Origin of the sequence: Herbaspirillum sp. RV1423 (assembly GCF_000577615.1) — a bacterium.
Taxonomy (GTDB): domain Bacteria; phylum Pseudomonadota; class Gammaproteobacteria; order Burkholderiales; family Burkholderiaceae_D; genus Herbaspirillum.
Window position 1 is genome coordinate 1 of the sequence record NZ_CBXX010000054.1, and the last position, 20,803, is coordinate 20,803.

The following is a 20,803-nucleotide window of genomic DNA, read 5'->3' on the forward strand; positions in this document are numbered from 1 at the left end:
GTGTTCGCGTGTTTGCGGCATCGGGCCGTCTGCGGCCGAGCACACCAGGATCGCGCCGTCCATCTGCGCTGCGCCCGTGATCATGTTCTTCACATAGTCGGCGTGGCCTGGGCAGTCAACGTGCGCGTAGTGGCGGTTTGCTGTTTCGTATTCGACGTGCGCGGTGTTGATCGTGATGCCGCGGGCTTTTTCTTCCGGCGCCGCATCAATCTGATCGTAGGCCTTCGCTTCGCCGCCGAACTTCTTCGACAGCACGGTCGCGATTGCCGCTGTCAGCGTGGTCTTGCCGTGGTCAACGTGGCCAATCGTGCCCACATTCACGTGCGGCTTGGTCCGCTCGAATTTACCTTTTGCCATTTTGCATTTCCTTCAAAAAGAACGATTTTCTTAACAATTAAAAGCTCGCCCTTATAAGGGCGAGCAAAACCTGAATTACTTAGCCTTGGAAGTAACGATCGCGTCGATGACGTTCTTCGGTGCTTCGGAGTAATGCTTGAATTCCATCGAATAGGTCGCACGGCCTTGTGTTGCCGAACGCAACGAAGTCGAGTAACCAAACATTTCCGACAGCGGCACTTCCGCTTTGATGATCTTGCCGCCACCGCCGGCGATTTCATCCATGCCCTGCACCATCCCACGACGGGACGACAAGTCACCCATCACGGTGCCGGCATAGTCTTCAGGCGTTTCGACTTCAACCGCCATCATCGGCTCCAGGATAACCGGGCTGGCCTTGCGGCAACCATCCTTGAATGCCATCGAACCTGCCATGCGGAACGCATTTTCGTTCGAGTCGACATCATGGTAGGAACCGAAGAACAGGGTAACCTTGACATCAACCACCGGATAACCGGCCAACACGCCAGTGTTGAGCGTTTCACGCACGCCCTTTTCAACTGCCGGGATGAATTCGCGAGGAACGGTACCACCCTTGATCGCGTCGACGAATTCGAAGCCCTTGCCCGATTCTTGCGGTTCAATCTTCAGAACCACGTGACCGTACTGACCGCGACCACCGGATTGCTTGACGAACTTGCCTTCGATTTCTTCGCAAGTCTTGCGGATGGTTTCACGATAAGCAACCTGCGGCTTGCCGACGGTCGCTTCCACGTTGAATTCGCGCTTCATGCGGTCGACGATAATGTCCAGATGCAACTCGCCCATACCGGCGATAATCGTTTGACCCGATTCTTCGTCGGTACGCACGCGGAACGACGGATCTTCAGCAGCCAGGCGATTCAACGCCAGACCCATTTTTTCTTGGTCAGCCTTGGTCTTTGGCTCGACAGCCTGCGAAATCACCGGTTCCGGGAAGACCATACGCTCCAGCACAACCACTGCCTTATCGTCGCACAGGGTATCGCCGGTGGTGGTGTCTTTCAGACCCACGACGGCAGCGATGTCGCCCGCCAGCATTTCCTTGATTTCTTCGCGTTGATTCGCGTGCATCTGAACGATACGGCCGATACGCTCTTTCTTCGACTTCACCGAGTTGTACACGGTATCGCCCGAATTCAGGGTGCCCGAGTAGCAACGGATGAAACACAACTGGCCGACGAACGGGTCAGTTGCAATCTTGAATGCCAGCGCCGAGAACTTCTCAGTGTCTTCCGCCTTACGCACGACTGGCTCATCATCTTCGTCCAGACCTGGGACAGGGGGGATATCAACCGGCGACGGCAGGTATTCGATCACGCCGTCCAGCATGGCCTGCACACCTTTGTTCTTGAATGCAGTACCACACATCATCGGCACGATTTCGCCCGCAATCGTACGTTGACGGATGGCGGTCTTGATGTCCGCTTCTGTCAGATCGCCGTCTTCCAGATACTTGTTCATCAGGTCTTCGGAGGCTTCAGCAGCGGCTTCGACCATGTTCTCGCGCCATTTTTGCGCTTCTTCCTTGAGATTCGCAGGAATGTCGCGGTAGTCGAACTTCATGCCCTGGCTGGCGTCGTCCCAGTAGATGGCTTGCATCTTGACCAGGTCAACCACGCCTTCAAAGTTGTCTTCGGCGCCGATAGGCACTTGCATCGGGATCGGGTTGGCCTTCAGGCGCGAACGCATTTGTTCGTAGACCTTGAAGAAGTTTGCACCGGTACGGTCCATCTTGTTGACGAACGCCAGACGCGGAACCTTGTACTTGTTGGCTTGGCGCCAGACGGTTTCCGACTGCGGCTGTACGCCGCCGACTGCACAGTAAACCATGCAGGCGCCGTCGAGCACGCGCATCGAACGCTCAACTTCAATCGTGAAGTCAACGTGGCCCGGGGTGTCGATGATGTTGATGTGGTGAGCAGGGAAATTGTTCGCCATGCCCTTCCAGAAACAAGTCGTCGCTGCGGAGGTAATGGTGATGCCGCGCTCTTGCTCTTGCTCCATCCAGTCCATGGTGGCGGCACCATCATGCACTTCACCGATCTTGTGGTTCACGCCGGTGTAAAACAGAACGCGCTCGGTCGTCGTTGTCTTACCGGCATCAATGTGAGCGGAAATACCGATGTTGCGATAGCGCTCAATGGGGGTCTTGCGAGCCATGATTTATTCCTAAGTCTTTAATGCACGAAACCGAGCGCTACTTTTGTAAAATATGCGCTCGGCTCGAACAAATTTTAGATACAAACGAAGTCTTTCCAAAATACCTGGAAAGCCTCGCCCAGTCTTGTTAGAAGCGGAAGTGCGAGAACGCCTTGTTCGCTTCAGCCATACGGTGAACTTCGTCACGCTTCTTCATCGCACCGCCGCGACCTTCGGCCGCTTCAATCAGCTCGCCGCCCAGACGTTGCGGCATGGACTTTTCGCTACGCTTGTTTGCGGCTTCGCGCAACCAACGCATCGACAACGCCATACGGCGGACAGGACGCACTTCCACCGGAACCTGGTAGTTGGCGCCGCCGACACGGCGGGACTTCACTTCGACCAGCGGCTTGCAGTTGTTCAGTGCAGCGACGAACACTTCCAGCGGGTCTTTACCGGTTTTGGTTTGGATATGGTCGAACGCACCGTAAATGATGTTTTCTGCGACCGACTTCTTGCCGGACAACATCAGCACGTTAACGAATTTAGCAACTTCAACATTGCCGAACTTTGGATCAGGCAGGATTTCCCGCTTGGGAACTTCACGACGACGTGGCATTTCGATTCCTTTCAATCTTCAGTTGAGTGTGCGAATTGCAAGAATCTTGCTGAATTTCGCCTGCACTCGCGGACGGCCATCATAGCCACCCACTTACTCGGCCCATCACGGACCGACACATTTCACCAAGCTTGCGCCCGACGAAAAACAAATACGCGATATTACTTTTTAGCTGCCTTGGCGCGCTTTGCACCGTACTTCGAGCGAGCTTGCTTACGATCCTTGACGCCTTGGGTATCCAGAGCACCGCGAACCATGTGGTAACGCACACCAGGCAAGTCCTTCACACGGCCGCCGCGGATCAGCACGACGCTATGCTCTTGCAGGTTGTGGCCTTCGCCGCCGATGTACGAAATCACTTCGAAGCCATTGGTCAAACGCACCTTTGCAACTTTACGCAAAGCGGAGTTTGGCTTTTTAGGAGTCGTTGTGTAGACGCGGGTACATACGCCGCGTTTTTGCGGGCTGTTTTCCAGCGCCGGCGATTTGCTCTTCACGGTCGCGGAGACACGTGGGCTGCGAATCAATTGATTGATGGTTGGCATCGCTTTATATCCAACAAAATTACGACGTTAATAACATTAATTCCGGAAACGGTTGCCCGGAATTAAACAAGAAACTTGCACGAAAGAAACTTGTGCACACCGATTTTAGGGAAAACAAGAGAAGCGCCGAAGAAAGCCGGAAGCAGACCAAAGAACGCTTAAGCCCAGGTGAGCCTAAATTCGAGAACTCGCGAGTATATGCCCGAAACGGCAAGGGGTCAAGGGCAGTTTGGCCTGGCTTGCCCCCGTTGGCGGATTTGCGACGTTCTTGGGACGCCTGCTTACCTGCCCCATACCTACAAAGTACGTGTCAAGCCGGCAACAATACTACGCCAGGTTGCGGACTCCTCCTTGTCGCGGTCGCGACGCGAGAAGAAGTTGACGACTTGCTCACCCTTGGCGTCATAGAACTCCACTGAGGTAATCACGCCGTCCTTGGCCGGACGTTTGACCACCCACCCTCGATCAATGCCGGCCTGGCGCAGGTGCAGATTAAAATCCGGATCCAGCACGTTATACCACTCTCCGGTCGGCTGCACTTTTTTGATCGTGCCGGTAAAAATCTGCGTCATGCCCGGATTGCTCACAAATACCATGATCGGCTGCCCTTGTCTGGCGGCGCTTTCAAGCAAGGTTTGCACCGATTGTGCGCTGATGCGATAAGCCGCATCATTGCCGATCAGGGTCAGCGCCTGCTCGCGCGTAATGCCGAGATCCTTGAGCAGGCGCGGAAATTCATGCACGTCGCTCATCTCATTCCATGCTGCGCGCAATTCCTTGATGTCGACTTCGGCATCCGTTTTTTTGCCGGATTTTTTCACCGTCTCCTTGTCGACGACCAAATAGGCGCGTTGCTCCGTTGCCTTGAAATCTGCCACCAGTTTGTCGAACGCGGCAATGCCGGCTTCATTGTCCAAGTATATCTTGTTCACCGCGTTACCATGCACATCGAAGAATTGCAGGCTGCGGCTGAGCTTGCCTTCGCGGCCCGGCTGCATCATGGCGAACGCCGAGCGCCAGTTATCGGTGCCGAAGCGCAAGTCGATTGGACCGCCAGCAAATCCGGTGCCCGGGATGACGCGACCGTCCTCATTCAACTTCGCCTTGGTGACGGTGCCGACGCGTTCCAGCACCGCCGTGTCGTTACGTGTGATCGCCTTGATCTGGCCGAGTTCGTACAACCGATCGTAGATCGCCTTGTAAGTTGCGCCGCCGTCACGCAGGCGCGTAACGCCTTTGCCGACATTCGTCGCCACCAGTTCCGCCTCGGAAACGCCTAGATTTTGCGCGGCGTCGCGTGCATGGATCTTCGGCTGCTCGGCGCGCAACGCCGACCATTTCTCTGCCAGGTTGCCCTCCGGCGTTGTCGAACACGCGGCCACGCCGAACAAGCCGGCGGCCAGAAGAATGACGCTCAGGTTGGTGTATTTCATGTATTACCTCTTTCTGTGAAAAGCTTTCCAGCGATTGACGAATGTCAGTATTCGAATTTCATGCTGACGTTGAAGCTGCGCCCCGGCTCGCTATAGGCGTCTTTGTTGGTGGCGCTGTCGGCCAGCGACAAGCCGCGGATATCGGTCCAGCTCCAGTACTTGCGATCGAACAGATTGCGGATGCCTGCATACAGCACAGCGCTCTTGCTGAAGCGATAGCCGGAGTTCAGATCCATGATGAAGAAGGACGGCGACACGAAGTTGGTCGGGGTCGCGATGTCTTTTTTCTTCTTCGCCGCGTTGTAGATCACATCGCTTTGCACGAACCACACTTGATTCGGCTCATAACGCGCGCCAACCACGACCGACAACGGCGCCACGGAATCCAGTCCGGTCTCCACGCCGTCCCTGCTGGTGGTCGTGCCCTTGCTGTAGGCAAAGCCTGTCTTGAGGAAAAGGCCGCTCTCCATACGCCAGTCGAGGCGCCCTTCCAAGCCGTGTATCGATGCCTTGGCGGCGTTCACGTATTGGAAGATGGTGGGATTGGAAACCGTGCCCGCACCCGAGACTCGGAGCGAATCGATGAAGTCGCGATAGCGGCCGGTATACGCGGCGGCGCTATAGTTGAAAAGTCCGGCCGACGATGGCAACTTGCCGCGAAAACCGATTTCGTAGGAATTGCTGGTCTCAGGCTTGAGGTTGGGATTGGCGACCTGCGAATAGCCCTGGGAAGCATTGTTGAAATAAGAGTTGACCTCGTGCGGCGAAGGTGAACGGAAGCCGCGCGCATATTGCACATAGGGCGAGAACGCCGGCGACACCTCATAGATGAAGGCCAGGCGTGGCGAGATCGCGCTGTCCTTGCTGGTCGTGGCTGGCTGCCCATTGGCGATGGCCTGGGCATCGTACTTGGCGCTGGCTTCCGGCTTGATCTTATAGGCGTCATAACGCATTCCCGGCACGATGCTCAGCGCCCCGATGCGCATGTCGTCCTGCAGATAGGCGCCGAGGACGCCGTACTCGGTCTTCGGAAAGTATTCGCAGTACTGCGTGCCGGTGCATGTCGTCCAGCCGGTGCCCGACGCCAACATCTGCAGCGTAGCCACGCTGGCGTCGAAACCGTAGGTTAGCTTGTGCTTCATGATGCCCGTCTCGAAGCCGCTCTCCGCCAGCACGCCGCCGCCGAAAATGTCGTCCTTGTAATTGATGTCGCGATAGCGGGGACGCACCGTAGCACCTACGGTGGCGCCACTTTCGAGCGAATATTGCCGTGTCTCCGACGTGCGGTAGTAAAGATTGGCGCGCAGTTTTTGTACCAGACGGTTGTCGGCGTCGTCATGTTCGAAAATGGCCTGGAATTTGTTGCTGTCGACATCGCTGGTACTTTGATAGCCGGTAATCGGCGACGTCACTGCAGACAGGCTGTCAGCGCGCAATCTGTTTTCAACCGTTTCAACACTGAGCTTCAGCACATTGCGCGAATCTATTCTGAACACCAGCTTACCCAGAGCGGAACGGGTGTTGTACGTCAGCGGATCCGGCGTCGTCCGATTGACGCCGCGCACATCGTTGCTGCCTTTGCTATCCGTCTCATGGCCATGTCTCGCGTTGAGCAGCAACATGCCTTGCACGCGGTCGTTACCGAACGCCATCGTGCCGGTGGCCCCGTAGCTGCTGTCGCTTGACTCATAGGATGGGCGCAAGGCGAAATAGCTGCTCTTGCCGAACACGTTGAGCAGATCTTGCGGATCCTTGGTGACGAAGTTGACGACACCGGTCAGGCCGTCGCTTCCATACATTGACGATGCCGGCCCACGCAGGATTTCGATGCGCTGATACAGACCAGTGTCGGTGTAAGCGCCGCGGCCGGCGCTCAAAGTACCCTGGCTAAATGCACGCGGCAAGGCTACTCCGTCCTCCAACAGCATGACGCGATTGCCGTCGAGACCCCGGATGCTGATGCCTTCGTTGCCGCCGCGCCCCGTCGTGGCTGAAGCGCCTGTCACTCCGCCGACGCGATAGACGGAACGCCGCACCTCGACGCCTGGCTCATAGCGCAACGCGTCCTTGATGTCCTTGGCATTTTGCTCTTCCAGCTCTTCCGCGGTAATCACTGAAACTGTAGCGGCGACGCGATTGAGATCACTGCCAACCCCGCGCGTGGCGGTGACGGTAATTTCGTCGAGCGGCCGATTCAGTGCCGCCAGTTGTTGCGTAGTTTGTTGCGCAATTGCAGGCGTCATTGTCCATTGCGACAATACGACGGCCATAGCCAGCGCAAGCTTTTTCTTGCATAGCACCATAGTAACCATTCCCCTGAGTGGATTCGGTTACTGGCGACGACTGGTGCTGGCTACCTGAGTTTGCGTGACGAGATAACGGTCCCGGCTTCAGATCCACGCCTCGGCATTGACTGCCGGGCCTTGTTTTGTAATCGGTGTGACACAGAGATACCACACCAATGTCCGGCGGCATGCTGCATGTATGTCGATTGAAGCGGGACTCTACAAATAAGAATAATTCTTATTTATTGAATTGTAGGAGAAAAGCCGCCCTAGCTCAAGATAATTCGCATCAAGTTCATATCGATCAACAAAGGATGCGGACATAAGAAAAACGGCGCCGGAATTTCTTCCGCCGCCGTTCTTCTTTACTGCTTGTCTGCCGGTAAAGACAGATGCACTGCTATTGCATCACGCTTCGCCGTCCGCACCGCCGAAAGTCTCGGCGGAATGGGCTTCGGTTTCGCTGACACGCGCCTGACGCTCGGATTCCAGCAACGCTGCACGCTCGTCGGCTTCCCATGCGTCTTTTTCCTTGCGTGCACGGTGGAACGCCAGACCGGTACCCGCCGGGATCAGGCGACCAACGATGACGTTTTCCTTCAGGCCGCGCAAACCGTCCTTCTTGCCCATGATCGCAGCTTCGGTCAGGACACGGGTAGTTTCCTGGAACGATGCAGCCGAGATGAACGAGTCGGTCGACAGCGATGCCTTGGTGATACCCAGCAAGACGTTTTCGTAAGTCGCAGGGATCTTGCTCTCCGCAACCACGCGATCGTTTTCGTCCAGCAATTCCGAACGCTCGACCTGTTCGCCAGTGATGTAGTTGGTATCGCCCGGATCCACAACCTGCACGCGACGCAGCATCTGACGCACGATGACTTCGATGTGCTTGTCGTTGATCTTCACGCCTTGCAGACGGTACACGTCCTGCACTTCGTCGACGATGTAACGCGCCAGCGCTTCGATACCCAACAGGCGCAGAATGTCTTGCGGATCGGCTGGACCGTCCACGATCATCTCGCCCTTGTTTACCACCTGGCCGTCATGCACCAGCACTTGCTTGTCCTTGGTGATCAGGAACTCGTGCTTGGCGCCGTCCATGTCGGTGATTTCCAGACGTTGCTTGCCCTTGGTTTCCTTGCCGAACGCCACGGTACCCGTGACTTCGGCCAGCATGCCCGCATCCTTCGGCGAACGTGCTTCGAACAGTTCCGCAACGCGCGGCAGACCGCCGGTAATATCGCGCGTCTTTTGCGATTCAGTCGGAATACGCGCCAGCACTTCACCCACGTGGACTTGCTGACCGTCCTTCACGGTAATCAGCGCGCCGACCTGGAAGCCGATCGTCACGGCGTGTTCGGTGCCGGCGATCTTGACTTCTTCACCTTGCTCGTTGAGCAACTTGACCTGCGGACGCAATACCTTGGCAGCGGACGAACCGCGGCGCTTGGCGTCGATAACCACCAGCGTCGACAGACCGGTCACTTCATCGATCTGCTTGGCGACGGTCGAACCTTCTTCGACGTTTTCGAACTTCACGGTACCGGTGTACTCAGTGATGATCGGACGTGTCAGCGGATCCCATGTGGCCAATGCCGTACCGGCCTTGATCACGAGACCGTCCTTGACGATCAGGGTGGCGCCGTACGGTACTTTGTGACGTTCGCGCTCGCGGCCAAGGTCGTCGGTGATCAGCACTTCGCCGGAACGCGAAATGACGATCAGCTCGCCCTTGCCGTTGGTGACGTAACGCATGGTCGCTGTGAAGCGAATCGTACCGTTGGACTTGGCTTCCACCGACGAGGCCACTGCCGCACGCGACGCCGCACCACCGATGTGGAAGGTACGCATGGTCAACTGAGTGCCTGGTTCGCCGATCGACTGCGCTGCAACCACGCCGACTGCTTCGCCACTGTTGACCAGCACGCCGCGGCCCAGATCGCGACCGTAGCACTTGGCGCACAGGCCGTAGCGCGTGTCGCAGGTCAGCGGTGTGCGGACCTTGACTTCGTCGATGCCGAGGCGTTCGACTTCCTCAACCGAATCTTCGTCCATCAGCGTACCGGCTTCGTACAGCGTCGCCTGCGTTTCCGGATTGATGATATCGGTTGCAGCAACACGGCCGAGGATACGGTCGCGCAGCGCTTCGATGACTTCGCCGCCTTCGACCAGCGCCTTCATCGAGGCTCCGTTCGAGGTGCCGCAATCGTCTTCGATCACGACCAGATCCTGGGTCACGTCGACCAGACGACGTGTTAGGTAACCGGAGTTCGCAGTCTTCAGCGCGGTGTCAGCCAGACCCTTACGCGCGCCGTGCGTGGAGATGAAGTACTGCAACACGTTCAGGCCTTCGCGGAAGTTCGCGGTAATCGGCGTTTCGATAATCGAACCGTCCGGCTTCGCCATCAGACCGCGCATACCTGCCAACTGGCGAATCTGCGCCGCGGAACCACGGGCGCCGGAATCGGCCATCATGTAGATCGCATTGAACGACTCTTGCGTACCCTTGGTGCCGTCGCGACGAACCACGTCTTCGACCTTGAGCTGATCCATCATGGCCTTGCCGACGTCGTCGCCGGCCTTGCCCCAGATGTCCACAACCTTGTTGTAGCGTTCGCCGGCAGTCACCAGACCGGACGAATATTGCTGTTCGATCTGCTTCACTTCGCTTTCGGCGGTGGCGATGATGGTGGCTTTTTGCGGCGGCACCAGCATGTCGTCCACGCAAATCGAGATACCGGCGCGTGTCGCCAGGCGGAAGCCCGATTGCATCAGTTGATCGGCGAACACGACCGTCGCGCGCAGACCGCACTTGCGGAACGACGTGTTGATCAGCTTCGAAATTTCCTTCTTCTTCAGTGCGCGGTTCAGCACCGAGAAAGGCAGGCCCTTCGGCAGGATTTCCGACAAGATGGCGCGACCGACGGTCGTTTCGTAGCGCTTGACGGTGCGCACGAATTCGCCGGTCACCGGATCCTTGGGATTTTCAACGATACGCACGGTGACGCGGGTAGCCAGTTCGACTTCCTTGTTGTCATACGCGCGAATGACTTCCGAGACGTCCTGGAACAGCATGCCTTCGTTCTTGGCGTTGATCGCTTCACGCGTCGCGTAGTACAGGCCTAGCACGATATCCTGAGACGGCACGATCGACGGTTCGCCGTTCGACGGGAACAGGATGTTGTTCGACGCCAGCATCAGCGTGCGCGCTTCCATCTGCGCTTCGATCGACAGCGGAACGTGGACCGCCATCTGGTCGCCGTCGAAGTCGGCGTTGAACGCGGCGCAAACCAGCGGATGCAACTGGATTGCCTTGCCTTCGATCAGGACCGGCTCGAACGCCTGGATACCCAGACGGTGCAGCGTCGGCGCGCGGTTCAGCATGACCGGATGTTCGCGGATCACATCTTCCAGGATGTCCCAGACCACCGGCTCCTGAATTTCGACCAGCTTCTTGGCTGCCTTGATGGTCGTTGCCAGACCCATCAGTTCCAGCTTGTTGAAGATGAACGGCTTGAACAGTTCCAGCGCCATCAGCTTCGGCAGGCCGCATTGATGCAGCTTGAGCTGCGGGCCCACCACGATGACGGAACGGCCGGAATAGTCGACCCGCTTGCCGAGCAAGTTCTGACGGAAACGGCCGCCTTTGCCCTTGATCATTTCAGCCAGCGACTTCAGCGGACGCTTGTTCGCGCCGGTCATCGCCTTGCCGCGACGGCCGTTGTCCAGCAACGAATCGACCGCTTCCTGCAGCATGCGCTTTTCGTTGCGCGTGATGATTTCCGGAGCGCGCAATTCCATCAGGCGCTTCAGGCGGTTGTTGCGGTTGATGACGCGACGATACAGATCGTTCAGGTCGGAAGTCGCAAAGCGGCCACCGTCCAGCGGCACCAACGGACGCAGTTCCGGCGGCAGCACCGGCAGCACTTCCATGATCATCCAGTCAGGCTTGATGCCCGAACGTTGGAACGCTTCCAGCACTTTCAGGCGCTTGGCGTACTTCTTGATCTTGGCTTCGGACTTGGATTCCTTCAGTTCCTGACGCAGGGTTTCCGCGTCGCGGTCGATGTCGATCGAGCGCAGCAATTCACGGATGCCTTCGGCACCCATGAATGCGGTGAAGTCGTCGCCGTATTCTTCGTACTTGGCGGCGTAATCGTCTTCCGACATGATCTGGCACTTCTTCAGCGGGGTCATGCCCGGATCGGTCACGACGTAGGCTTCAAAGTACAGCACGCGTTCGATGTCGCGCAGGGTCATGTCGAGGACCATGCCCAGACGCGACGGCAGCGATTTCAGGAACCAGATGTGCGCGGTCGGCGAGGCCAGTTCGATGTGGCCCATGCGCTCGCGGCGCACCTTGGCCAGCGTGACTTCAACGCCGCATTTTTCGCAGATGACGCCGCGGTGCTTCAGGCGTTTGTACTTGCCGCAGAGGCATTCGTAATCCTTGATCGGGCCAAAGATCTTCGCGCAGAACAAGCCGTCGCGCTCAGGCTTGAAGGTACGGTAGTTGATGGTTTCCGGCTTTTTGACTTCGCCGTAGGACCACGAACGGATTTTTTCAGGAGACGCCAGACCAATCTTGATCGCGTCGAATTGTTCGTTTTGCTGAACTTGCTTGAATAGATCGAGCAGTGCTTTCATGTATCACTCCAGTTGGCGTGAGAACGCTAGGTAATGCTATATAACGAGACGGCCGCACCACATCTGCTCATACCCTGTTCGCACCTGCGGGAGAGCCGTGGCTTGCGCCGGGTTCCGCATGTACCGGGACAGACTTGGTCGTCCTGAACTGCTTACTTTACTACGTTGCCGCCCTTGCTTCAGGCGACCAATCAGGGCAAGGCAGCCACGCCGCCTTGCCCCTCGGAACATCAGTCGCGTTCCAGGTCGATGTCGATACCGAGCGAGCGGATTTCCTTGACCAGCACGTTGAAGGATTCCGGCATGCCGGCGTCGATCACGTGATCGCCCTTGACCAGGTTCTCGTAAACCTTGGTACGGCCGTTCACATCGTCCGACTTCACGGTCAGCATTTCCTGCAGCACATACGATGCGCCGTAGGCTTCCAGGGCCCAGACTTCCATTTCGCCGAAACGCTGGCCGCCGAACTGCGCCTTACCGCCCAGAGGCTGCTGGGTAACCAGCGAGTAAGGACCGGTCGAACGTGCATGCATCTTGTCGTCGACCAAGTGATGCAGCTTCAGGTAGTGCATGTAGCCAACGGTCACGGTGCGCTCGAAAGCTTCGCCGGTACGGCCGTCATACATGGTGACCTGATTCTTCGACGGCGTCATGCCCAGTTGCTTGGCAATGTGATCCGGATAAGCCAGATCCAGCATGCGACGGGTTTCATCTTCGTGCGCGCCGTCGAATACCGGCGTTGCGAACGGAACGCCCTTCTTCAGGTTGGATGCCAGTTCCAGGATTTCTTCGTCGGTGAACTGATCGAGTTCTTCCTTCTTGCCCGACTCGTTGTAGATCGTGGTCAGGAACTTGCGCAGCTCGGCGATCTTCACTTGTGCAGTCAGCATTTCGCCGATGCGCAGACCCAGGCCCTTGGCTGCCCAGCCCAGATGGACTTCCAGCACCTGACCGACGTTCATACGCGATGGCACACCCAACGGGTTCAGCACGATGTCGGCTGGCGTACCGTCGGCCATATGCGGCATGTCTTCAATTGGCAGGATGCGTGAAACCACACCCTTGTTGCCGTGACGACCCGCCATCTTGTCGCCTGGCTGCAGACGACGCTTCACGGCCAGGTAAACCTTGACCATCTTCTGCACGCCTGGCGGCAGTTCATCGCCTTGCGTCAGCTTCTTGCGCTTTTCTTCAAACGCCAGATCGAACTGGTGACGCTTCTCGGCGATCGATTCCTTGATCGCTTCCAGCGCAGTTGCCATGTCGTCGTCGGCCGGACGAATGTCGAACCAGTGGTACTTGTCCAAATCGTCCAGATATGCCTTGTCCAGCTTGGTGCCCTTGGCCAGCTTCTTCGGACCGCCGTTGGCGACCTTACCGATCAGCATCTTTTCCAGACGCTGGAAGGCATCGCCTTCGACGATACGCAACTGGTCGTTCAGGTCCAGACGGTAGCGCTTCAGTTCATCGTCGATGATCTGTTGAGCACGCTTGTCGCGTTGGATGCCTTCACGGGTAAACACCTGCACGTCGATCACGGTGCCGACCATGCCCGAGGGCACGCGCAGCGATGTGTCTTTGACGTCGGATGCCTTTTCGCCGAAGATCGCGCGCAGCAGCTTTTCTTCCGGTGTCAGTTGGGTTTCGCCCTTTGGCGTCACTTTACCGACCAGCGTATCGCCGGCTTCGACTTCGGCGCCGATGTAGGTGATGCCCGATTCGTCCAGACGCGCCAGTTGGTTCTCAGCCAGGTTCGAAATATCGCGGGTGATTTCTTCCGCGCCGAGCTTGGTGTCGCGAGCGACAACCGACAGTTCTTCGATGTGGATCGAGGTATAACGGTCGTCAGCGACAACCTTTTCGGAGATCAAAATCGAGTCTTCGAAGTTGTAGCCGTTCCATGGCATAAACGCCACCAGCATGTTTTGCCCCAGCGCCAGTTCGCCCAGGTCGGTCGATGCGCCGTCGGCGATCACGTCCTGCTTGGCGACGCGGTCGCCAACCTTGACGATAGGACGCTGGTTGATGTTGGTGTTCTGGTTGGAACGGGTGTACTTGATCAGGTTGTAGATGTCGACGCCGACTTCGCCTGCCTGCGCTTCTTCGTCATTGACGCGGATCACCACACGGCCAGCATCGACATAGTCGACGACGCCGCCGCGCAATGCCTGCACGGTAGTGCCGGAGTCGACCGCAACGGTGCGCTCGATACCGGTACCGACCAGCGGTTTTTCCGGACGCAGGCAAGGTACCGCCTGACGTTGCATGTTGGCACCCATCAATGCACGGTTCGCGTCATCGTGCTCGAGGAACGGGATCAGCGACGCCGCCACCGACACCACCTGGCCTGGAGCCACGTCCATGTACTGGACGCGCTCCGGCGAGACCAGAATGGTTTCGCCGGCTTCACGTGCCGACACCAGCTCATCCGACAGCTTGAGGGAAGCGTCGATGGTCGCATTCGCCTGGGCGATGATGTAGCGGCCTTCTTCGATTGCCGACAGGTAGTCGATCTGATTCGTGACCTTGCTGTTCTCGACCTTGCGATACGGTGTTTCCAGGAAGCCGTATTCGTTCAGGCGGGCATACAGCGCCAACGAGTTGATCAGACCGATGTTCGGGCCTTCAGGCGTTTCGATCGGGCACACGCGACCATAGTGGGTCGGGTGCACGTCGCGGACTTCAAAGCCAGCGCGTTCACGGGTCAGACCACCAGGTCCCAGGGCGGAGACGCGGCGTTTGTGCGTGATTTCCGACAGCGGGTTGGTTTGGTCCATAAACTGCGACAACTGCGACGAACCGAAGAATTCGCGGATCGCTGCCGAGATCGGCTTCGAGTTGATCAGGTCGTGCGGCATCAGGTTGTCCGCTTCGGCCTGGCCGAGACGCTCCTTGACGGCGCGCTCAACGCGGACCAGACCGGCGCGGAATTGATTTTCCGCCAGTTCGCCGACGCAACGTACACGACGGTTGCCCAAGTGATCGATGTCATCGACTTCGCCACGGCCATTGCGCAGCTCAACCAGGATCTTGATCACGGCCAGGATGTCTTCGTTCGACAAGGTCATGGCGCCGGTCAGTTCATCGCGACCGATACGGCGGTTGAACTTCATGCGACCGACGGCCGACAAGTCGTAACGGTCTTCGCTGTAGAACAGGCCGTTGAACAGGGCTTCCACCGAGTCTTCGGTCGGCGGTTCGCCAGGACGCATCATGCGATAGATCGCCACGCGCGCAGCGGTCTGATCTGCTGTGTCGTCGGTGCGCAGTGTTTGCGAGATGTAGCCGCCTTGATCCAGGTCGTTGGTATACAAGGTCTGAACAGCTTCGATGTTTGCTTCGCGCAGGCGAGCCAGCAATTCTTCAGTCAGCTCGTCGTTGGCCGAAGCGATGACTTCACCGGTGTCGCCGTCGACGATGTTCTTCGCCAGCACGCGGCCCAGCAAATAGTCTTCCGGCACGGAAATTTGCTTGATGCCGGCAGCTTCGATGTCGCGCACATGCTTGGCGTTGATACGCTTGTCTTTTGCGACCAGCGGCTTGCCGGCCTTGTCGAGGATGTCGAAACGCGCCACTTCACCGCGCAGACGTTCGGCGACGAATTCCATCTCGGCGCCATCAGCGTGCAAGGTGAAATTATCGAACACGAAGAAGTTCGCCAGGATCTGCTCGGACGTCATGCCGATTGCCTTGAGCAGGATCGTCACCGGCATCTTGCGGCGGCGGTCAACGCGGAAGAACAGGATGTCCTTCGGATCGAATTCGAAGTCGAGCCACGAACCGCGGTAAGGAATGATACGTGCCGAGAACAGCAGCTTGCCGGACGAGTGTGTCTTGCCGCGGTCATGCTCGAAGAACACGCCAGGCGAACGGTGCAACTGGGATACGATGACGCGCTCGGTGCCGTTGATGACGAACGAACCGGTGGTCGTCATGAGCGGCAATTCGCCCATGTAGACTTCCTGTTCCTTCATTTCCTTGACGACCGGCTTGGTCGGCGATTCCTTGTCGAGAATCACCAGGCGCACTTTGGCACGCAGCGGCGACGCGAAGGTCAGGCCGCGTTGTTGGCATTCCTTGACGTCGAACGGCGGCGCGCCCAACACATAGGACAAAAACTCGAGACGCGCAAAACCATTGTGCGAAACGATGGGGAAAATCGATGTAAAGGCCGATTGCAGACCTTCGTTCTTACGTTGGGACGCTGTTTTGTCCGTCTGCAAGAATGTCTGGTATGACTCGATCTGAGTCGCTAGCAGGAACGGAACGTTGTGGACGTTAGCGCGTTTCGCAAAAGATTTACGAATACGCTTCTTCTCAGTAAATGAGTAGTGCATGGACACTCCGTGAGTGACAGGAAGGATAGAGAGTTCAGGACTCGCCGGGATTGCTTGCAGCCGCGGTCTGGCAACAAACAACATGGCAAAACCTCAAGTCTCAGCCCTTCAGTCTTGGTTGGCGCCGTCTCTTGCATTGCCGGCAAAGCCGCAGAACAAGAAATTGCAACCATTAAACGAACCTAAATTCGCATACAAAATTACGAAACGACAAAGGAGCCAAAGCCGAATCCTTCTTTCAAAGAATTCTGCACTTTGACTCCGGTGGAACGATGCGCCGGCGAACCGGCGATATTCCAGCTCAAGTAAATTACTTGAGTTCAGCTTTCGCGCCAGCTTCTTCCAGTTTCTTCTTGGCTGCTTCGGCATCTGCCTTGGCGATGCCTTCTTTAACTGGCTTCGGTGCGCCATCAACCAGATCTTTGGCTTCTTTCAAGCCCAGGCCGGTGATTTCGCGAACAGCCTTAATGACGCCAACCTTGTTCGCGCCGACTTCGGACAGAACAACGGTGAACTCGGTTTGCTCTTCAGCAGCAGCGGCACCGCCGGCGGCACCGCCTGCAGGACCAGCGACAGCCATCGCTGCAGCGGAAACGCCGAACTTCTCTTCGAATGCCTTCACCAGGTCATTCAATTCCAACACGGTCAAGGCGCCTACGGCTTCCAAGATATCGTCTTTGCTAATTGCCATTTGAAACTCCTAATTTATTTCGGTAATAACATCTAATCGGTACTGACGCTGAAATTCAAAGCACTCACATGCAGGCCCGCATTGCTGCGGAACATGATGATTAAGCGGCTTCGGATTCCTTCTTGGCTGCCAAGGCAGCCAGACCACGCGCAAAACCGGCGACCGGAACCTGCATCATGCCCAACAACTGGGCCAGCAGAACTTCGCGGCTTGGGATATTTGCCAATGCGGCGACAGCGGCTTTGTCCAGCTGCTTGCCTGCATAGTTACCCGCCTTGACGACCAGCTTGTCGTTGGTTTTGGCGAAGTCGGAAACGACTTTCGCTGCAGCAACGGCGTCATCCGAGATCGAGTAGATCAGCGGACCGGTCAGTTCAGAAGCGAGGTTGGCAAATGCGGTGCCCTCAACAGCGCGACGAGCGAGCGTGTTTTTCAACACGCGCAGGTACACGCCTTGGTCACGCGCTTTGGCGCGCAGTTGCGTCAAGTGACCAACCTGGATGCCACGGTATTCGGCCACGACGATAGTCTGCGCAGTTGCTACTTTTGCAGCGACTTCGGCGACGACGGCCTTTTTGTCATTCAGATTGAGACTCAAGATCAACCTCCAAAAATGATGCTCGGCGACGACACAGGCGGAAAACCTGCTTGCCTCACATCGGTTCGAACACGGCGTCCGACGTTAGGAGTTCATTGCAGCGCCTCGTGAGACATGAAACGCTGTGTGAGACTGCAAAACTTGTTCGGGTTCACCATCTGCGTTGGGTGATCAACAACGGGAGTCGTTGACGTTTTAACTTTGTGCCTGCCTGCTGCACGCCGCCCAACGGTCTTTGATTGCCTGCAGCACTTCACAATTGCAAAATGCTCCAGCCCAAAGATGCGCCTCGCTTCCGTCAGGAAACGAGGACTTGGTTCTTTACTTAAGCCGACAGCGTGGTTTGATCCACACGAACACCGGCGCCCATAGTGGACGACAGCGAAACCTTGCGCAGATAAATACCCTTGCTGCTTGCCGGCTTGGCCTTGTTCAGTGCATCGATCAGCGCCACCAGATTGGATTTCAGATCCGCATCGCTGAACGACTTGCGACCGATGGTGGCGTGAATGATGCCAGCCTTGTCGGTACGATATTGGACTTGACCGGCCTTGGCGTTCTTGACCGCGGTTGCGACGTCAGGAGTCACGGTGCCGACCTTCGGGTTAGGCATCAGGCCGCGCGGGCCCAAGATCTGACCGAGAGTACCGACGATACGCATGGTGTCAGGCGAAGCGATGACAATATCGAAAGGCATGTTGCCGGCTTTGACCTGCTCTGCCAGATCTTCCATACCAACCACGTCTGCTCCTGCTGCCTTGGCTTGTTCAGCCTTTTCGCCGGAAGCGAACACGGCGACGCGAACGGTCTTGCCTGTACCTGCCGGCAGCACCACGGAACCGCGGACGACCTGGTCCGACTTCTTCGCGTCAACGCCCAACTGGACGGACACGTCGATCGATTCGTTGAACTTCGCGGTTGCGAATTCCTTGATCAGCGCAACGGCGTTATCGAAAGGATAAACCTTGGTGCGATCGATCTTGCCTTGCAGCGCCTTTGCGCGTTTAGTCAACTTAGCCATTACAGACCCTCCACCGTGATGCCCATGGAACGTGCCGAACCAGCGATGGTGCGCACAGCCGCGTCCAGATCGGCAGCGGTAAGATCCGGCTTCTTCTGGGTAGCGATTTCTTCCGCTTGTTTACGAGTGATCTTGCCAACCTTATCTGTATGCGGCTTGGCAGAACCCTTTTGAATACCGGCAGCCTTCTTGATCAGGATGGTTGCTGGAGGCGTCTTCATCACGAAAGTGAAGGACTTGTCCGCAAATGCAGTGATCACGACCGGAATCGGCAGGCCTGGCTCGACGCCTTGCGTCTGGGCATTGAACGCCTTGCAGAATTCCATGATATTCAGGCCGCGCTGACCCAGCGCCGGGCCGATCGGTGGGGATGGGTTTGCTTTACCAGCCGGTACTTGCAGCTTGATAAAGCCGATGATTTTCTTTGCCATGATGGCTCCTACGTTAATTGAGTGTTAGCGCCTGTTCATTTGTCTTGCGACGCCTTACTGAGGCTCCTCTGTTGCTGCCGGATTCGGGAAAATTTTCATTTCACCGCGCTCCTGCGAGGCGCTGATCTTGCTTACTGCTTAAATTACTTTTTAGACTTTTTCGACTTGACCGAACTCAAGTTCGACCGGTGTTGCACGACCGAAAATGGTCACGGAAACACGTACGCGGGATTTTTCGTAATTCACTTCTTCCACGTTGCCATTGAAATCGGTAAAAGGACCATCCTTGATACGAACCATTTCGCCCACTTCGTACAGTACTTTCGGACGCGGCTTTTCAATGCCATCTTGCATTTGCTGCATGATCTTGTCGACTTCATGCGGCGGAATAGGTGTCGGGCGGTTCGACTTGCCACCGATGAAACCGGTCACCTTACTGGTGTTTTTCACCAAGTGCCAGGTTTCATCCGTCATTTCCATCTCAACCAGGACGTAACCCGGGAAGAAACGACGCTCGGTCACCGACTTATGACCATTCTTCATATCCACAACTTCTTCAGTCGGCACCAGGATCTGGCCGAACTGTTCTTGCATGCCGGCGCGTTCGATACGCTCGGTCAGCGCACGCTGCACACTCTTTTCCATGCCGGAATAGGCATGCACAACGTACCAGCGCTTTTTACCGGCGCTTGAAACGCTTTGCGCACCAATCGGTGCGCTGTCTTGTGTGCTATCGCTCATTGTTATTTCCAGCCCAAAATTACGTCGTACAACAGGAATTCGAGCAATTTGTCCGTACCCCAGAGGAAGATCGCCATGACCAGCACAAAGGCGAAAACGATCGCCGTGATCTGCATTGCCTCCTTGCGAGTAGGCCAGACAACTTTTTTGGTTTCACGTACTGATTCTTTCGCGAAGCCAACGAAACCGCGACCTTGCGTCGATGTCCAGGCAAAACCAACCGCCACCAGCAAGCCGGCAACCAGAGCCAGTGCGCGCACCGCCGTAGATTGGCCCGACAACACAAAAAAACCGACGACGCCGGCGAGGACCGCTACGATTGCCAGGACAACCTTGAGCTTGTCGCTTGATGTATTGACGGTTTGTACAGGCTGGTTAGACATTTATTTACTTTCAGTACCCTACTCACCTGAATCGGTGGCAGGGGCGGAGGGCATCGAACCCCCAACCTCCGGTTTTGGAGACCGGCGCTCTGCCAATTGAGCTACACCCCTACAAAAACTGCCGCTTGAGACACGAATGCCGCAATGCGAAAATCGCACCGCGGCATACTGCTACTTATCTATTTCTTAGTCGTAAATCTTGGCGACGACACCTGCGCCGACGGTACGACCGCCTTCACGGATAGCGAAACGCAGACCTTCTTCCATTGCGATCGGGTTGATCAGTTGCACTGTGATCGATACGTTGTCGCCCGGCATGACCATTTCCTTGTCCTTCGGCAACTCGATCGAACCAGTCACGTCCGTTGTACGGAAGTAGAACTGTGGACGGTAGTTGTTGAAGAACGGGGTGTGACGACCGCCTTCGTCCTTCGACAGGACATAAATCTCGCCCGTGAAGTGCTTGTGCGGCTTGATCGAACCTGGCTTGGCCAACACTTGGCCGCGTTCCACGTCTTCACGCTTGGTGCCGCGCAACAGCACGCCAACGTTGTC

14 protein-coding genes, 1 tRNA gene and 1 pseudogene are annotated in these 20,803 nt (G+C 56.8%); all 16 read right to left on the reverse strand.

Annotation, left to right across the window (positions count from 1 at the left end):
- Window positions 1-357 (reverse strand): GTP-binding protein (locus tag RV1423_RS28810; RefSeq protein ID WP_197035014.1); only part of this gene is annotated, 357 nt, incomplete at its 3' end.
- Between the two features lie 75 nt (window positions 358-432).
- On the reverse strand, window positions 433-2,538 hold the full coding sequence (gene fusA, locus RV1423_RS26525) for an elongation factor G (RefSeq protein WP_034303581.1): 2,106 nt from the start codon (window positions 2,536-2,538) through the stop codon (window positions 433-435).
- A 127-nt stretch (window positions 2,539-2,665) separates the two neighbouring features.
- The gene (gene rpsG / locus RV1423_RS26530) at window positions 2,666-3,136 is read right to left on the reverse strand and encodes a 30S ribosomal protein S7 (protein ID WP_034303582.1); all 471 of its coding nucleotides are present in this window, start codon (window positions 3,134-3,136) and stop codon (window positions 2,666-2,668) included.
- A 161-nt stretch (window positions 3,137-3,297) separates the two neighbouring features.
- Complete coding sequence (gene rpsL, locus RV1423_RS26535; RefSeq protein WP_007875291.1) at window positions 3,298-3,681, reverse strand: 30S ribosomal protein S12; 384 nt, start codon at window positions 3,679-3,681, stop codon at window positions 3,298-3,300.
- Window positions 3,682-3,977: 296 nt separating this feature from the next.
- Window positions 3,978-5,114, reverse strand: coding sequence for a hemin-degrading factor (locus tag RV1423_RS26540; RefSeq protein ID WP_034303585.1), 1,137 nt, complete (start codon window positions 5,112-5,114; stop codon window positions 3,978-3,980).
- Window positions 5,115-5,158: 44 nt separating this feature from the next.
- Window positions 5,159-7,417, reverse strand: a complete 2,259-nt coding sequence (locus RV1423_RS26545; RefSeq protein WP_034303587.1) for a TonB-dependent hemoglobin/transferrin/lactoferrin family receptor — start codon at window positions 7,415-7,417, stop codon at window positions 5,159-5,161.
- A gap of 390 nt (window positions 7,418-7,807) precedes the next feature.
- The gene (rpoC, locus tag RV1423_RS26550) at window positions 7,808-12,046 is read right to left on the reverse strand and encodes a DNA-directed RNA polymerase subunit beta' (RefSeq protein WP_034303589.1); all 4,239 of its coding nucleotides are present in this window, start codon (window positions 12,044-12,046) and stop codon (window positions 7,808-7,810) included.
- A 230-nt stretch (window positions 12,047-12,276) separates the two neighbouring features.
- Window positions 12,277-16,383, reverse strand: coding sequence for a DNA-directed RNA polymerase subunit beta (gene rpoB, locus RV1423_RS26555; protein WP_034303591.1), 4,107 nt, complete (start codon window positions 16,381-16,383; stop codon window positions 12,277-12,279).
- A 310-nt stretch (window positions 16,384-16,693) separates the two neighbouring features.
- Window positions 16,694-17,074 carry a 50S ribosomal protein L7/L12 gene (gene rplL / locus RV1423_RS26560; protein ID WP_034303592.1) on the reverse strand — a complete coding sequence of 127 codons (381 nt, stop codon included), beginning with the start codon at window positions 17,072-17,074 and terminating at the stop codon, window positions 16,694-16,696.
- Between the two features lie 100 nt (window positions 17,075-17,174).
- Window positions 17,175-17,672 (reverse strand): 50S ribosomal protein L10, encoded by a 498-nt coding sequence (rplJ, locus tag RV1423_RS26565; protein WP_034303593.1) that lies wholly within the window; start codon window positions 17,670-17,672, stop codon window positions 17,175-17,177.
- Window positions 17,673-17,997: 325 nt separating this feature from the next.
- A complete protein-coding gene (rplA, locus tag RV1423_RS26570) occupies window positions 17,998-18,693 on the reverse strand; it encodes a 50S ribosomal protein L1 (protein ID WP_034303594.1) in 696 nt (231 codons plus the stop codon).
- The gene (gene rplK, locus RV1423_RS26575) at window positions 18,693-19,124 is read right to left on the reverse strand and encodes a 50S ribosomal protein L11 (RefSeq protein WP_034303595.1); all 432 of its coding nucleotides are present in this window, start codon (window positions 19,122-19,124) and stop codon (window positions 18,693-18,695) included. Before rplK ends, rplA begins: the two co-directional genes overlap by 1 nt.
- A gap of 150 nt (window positions 19,125-19,274) precedes the next feature.
- On the reverse strand, window positions 19,275-19,865 hold the full coding sequence (nusG, locus tag RV1423_RS26580; protein WP_034303596.1) for a transcription termination/antitermination protein NusG: 591 nt from the start codon (window positions 19,863-19,865) through the stop codon (window positions 19,275-19,277).
- Between the two features lie 2 nt (window positions 19,866-19,867).
- A complete protein-coding gene (secE, locus tag RV1423_RS26585) occupies window positions 19,868-20,248 on the reverse strand; it encodes a preprotein translocase subunit SecE (RefSeq protein WP_034303597.1) in 381 nt (126 codons plus the stop codon).
- Window positions 20,249-20,283: 35 nt separating this feature from the next.
- A tRNA-Trp gene (locus RV1423_RS26590) sits at window positions 20,284-20,359 on the reverse strand.
- A 75-nt stretch (window positions 20,360-20,434) separates the two neighbouring features.
- Window positions 20,435-20,803, reverse strand: a pseudogene (tuf, locus tag RV1423_RS26595) (elongation factor Tu); the annotation flags it as partial.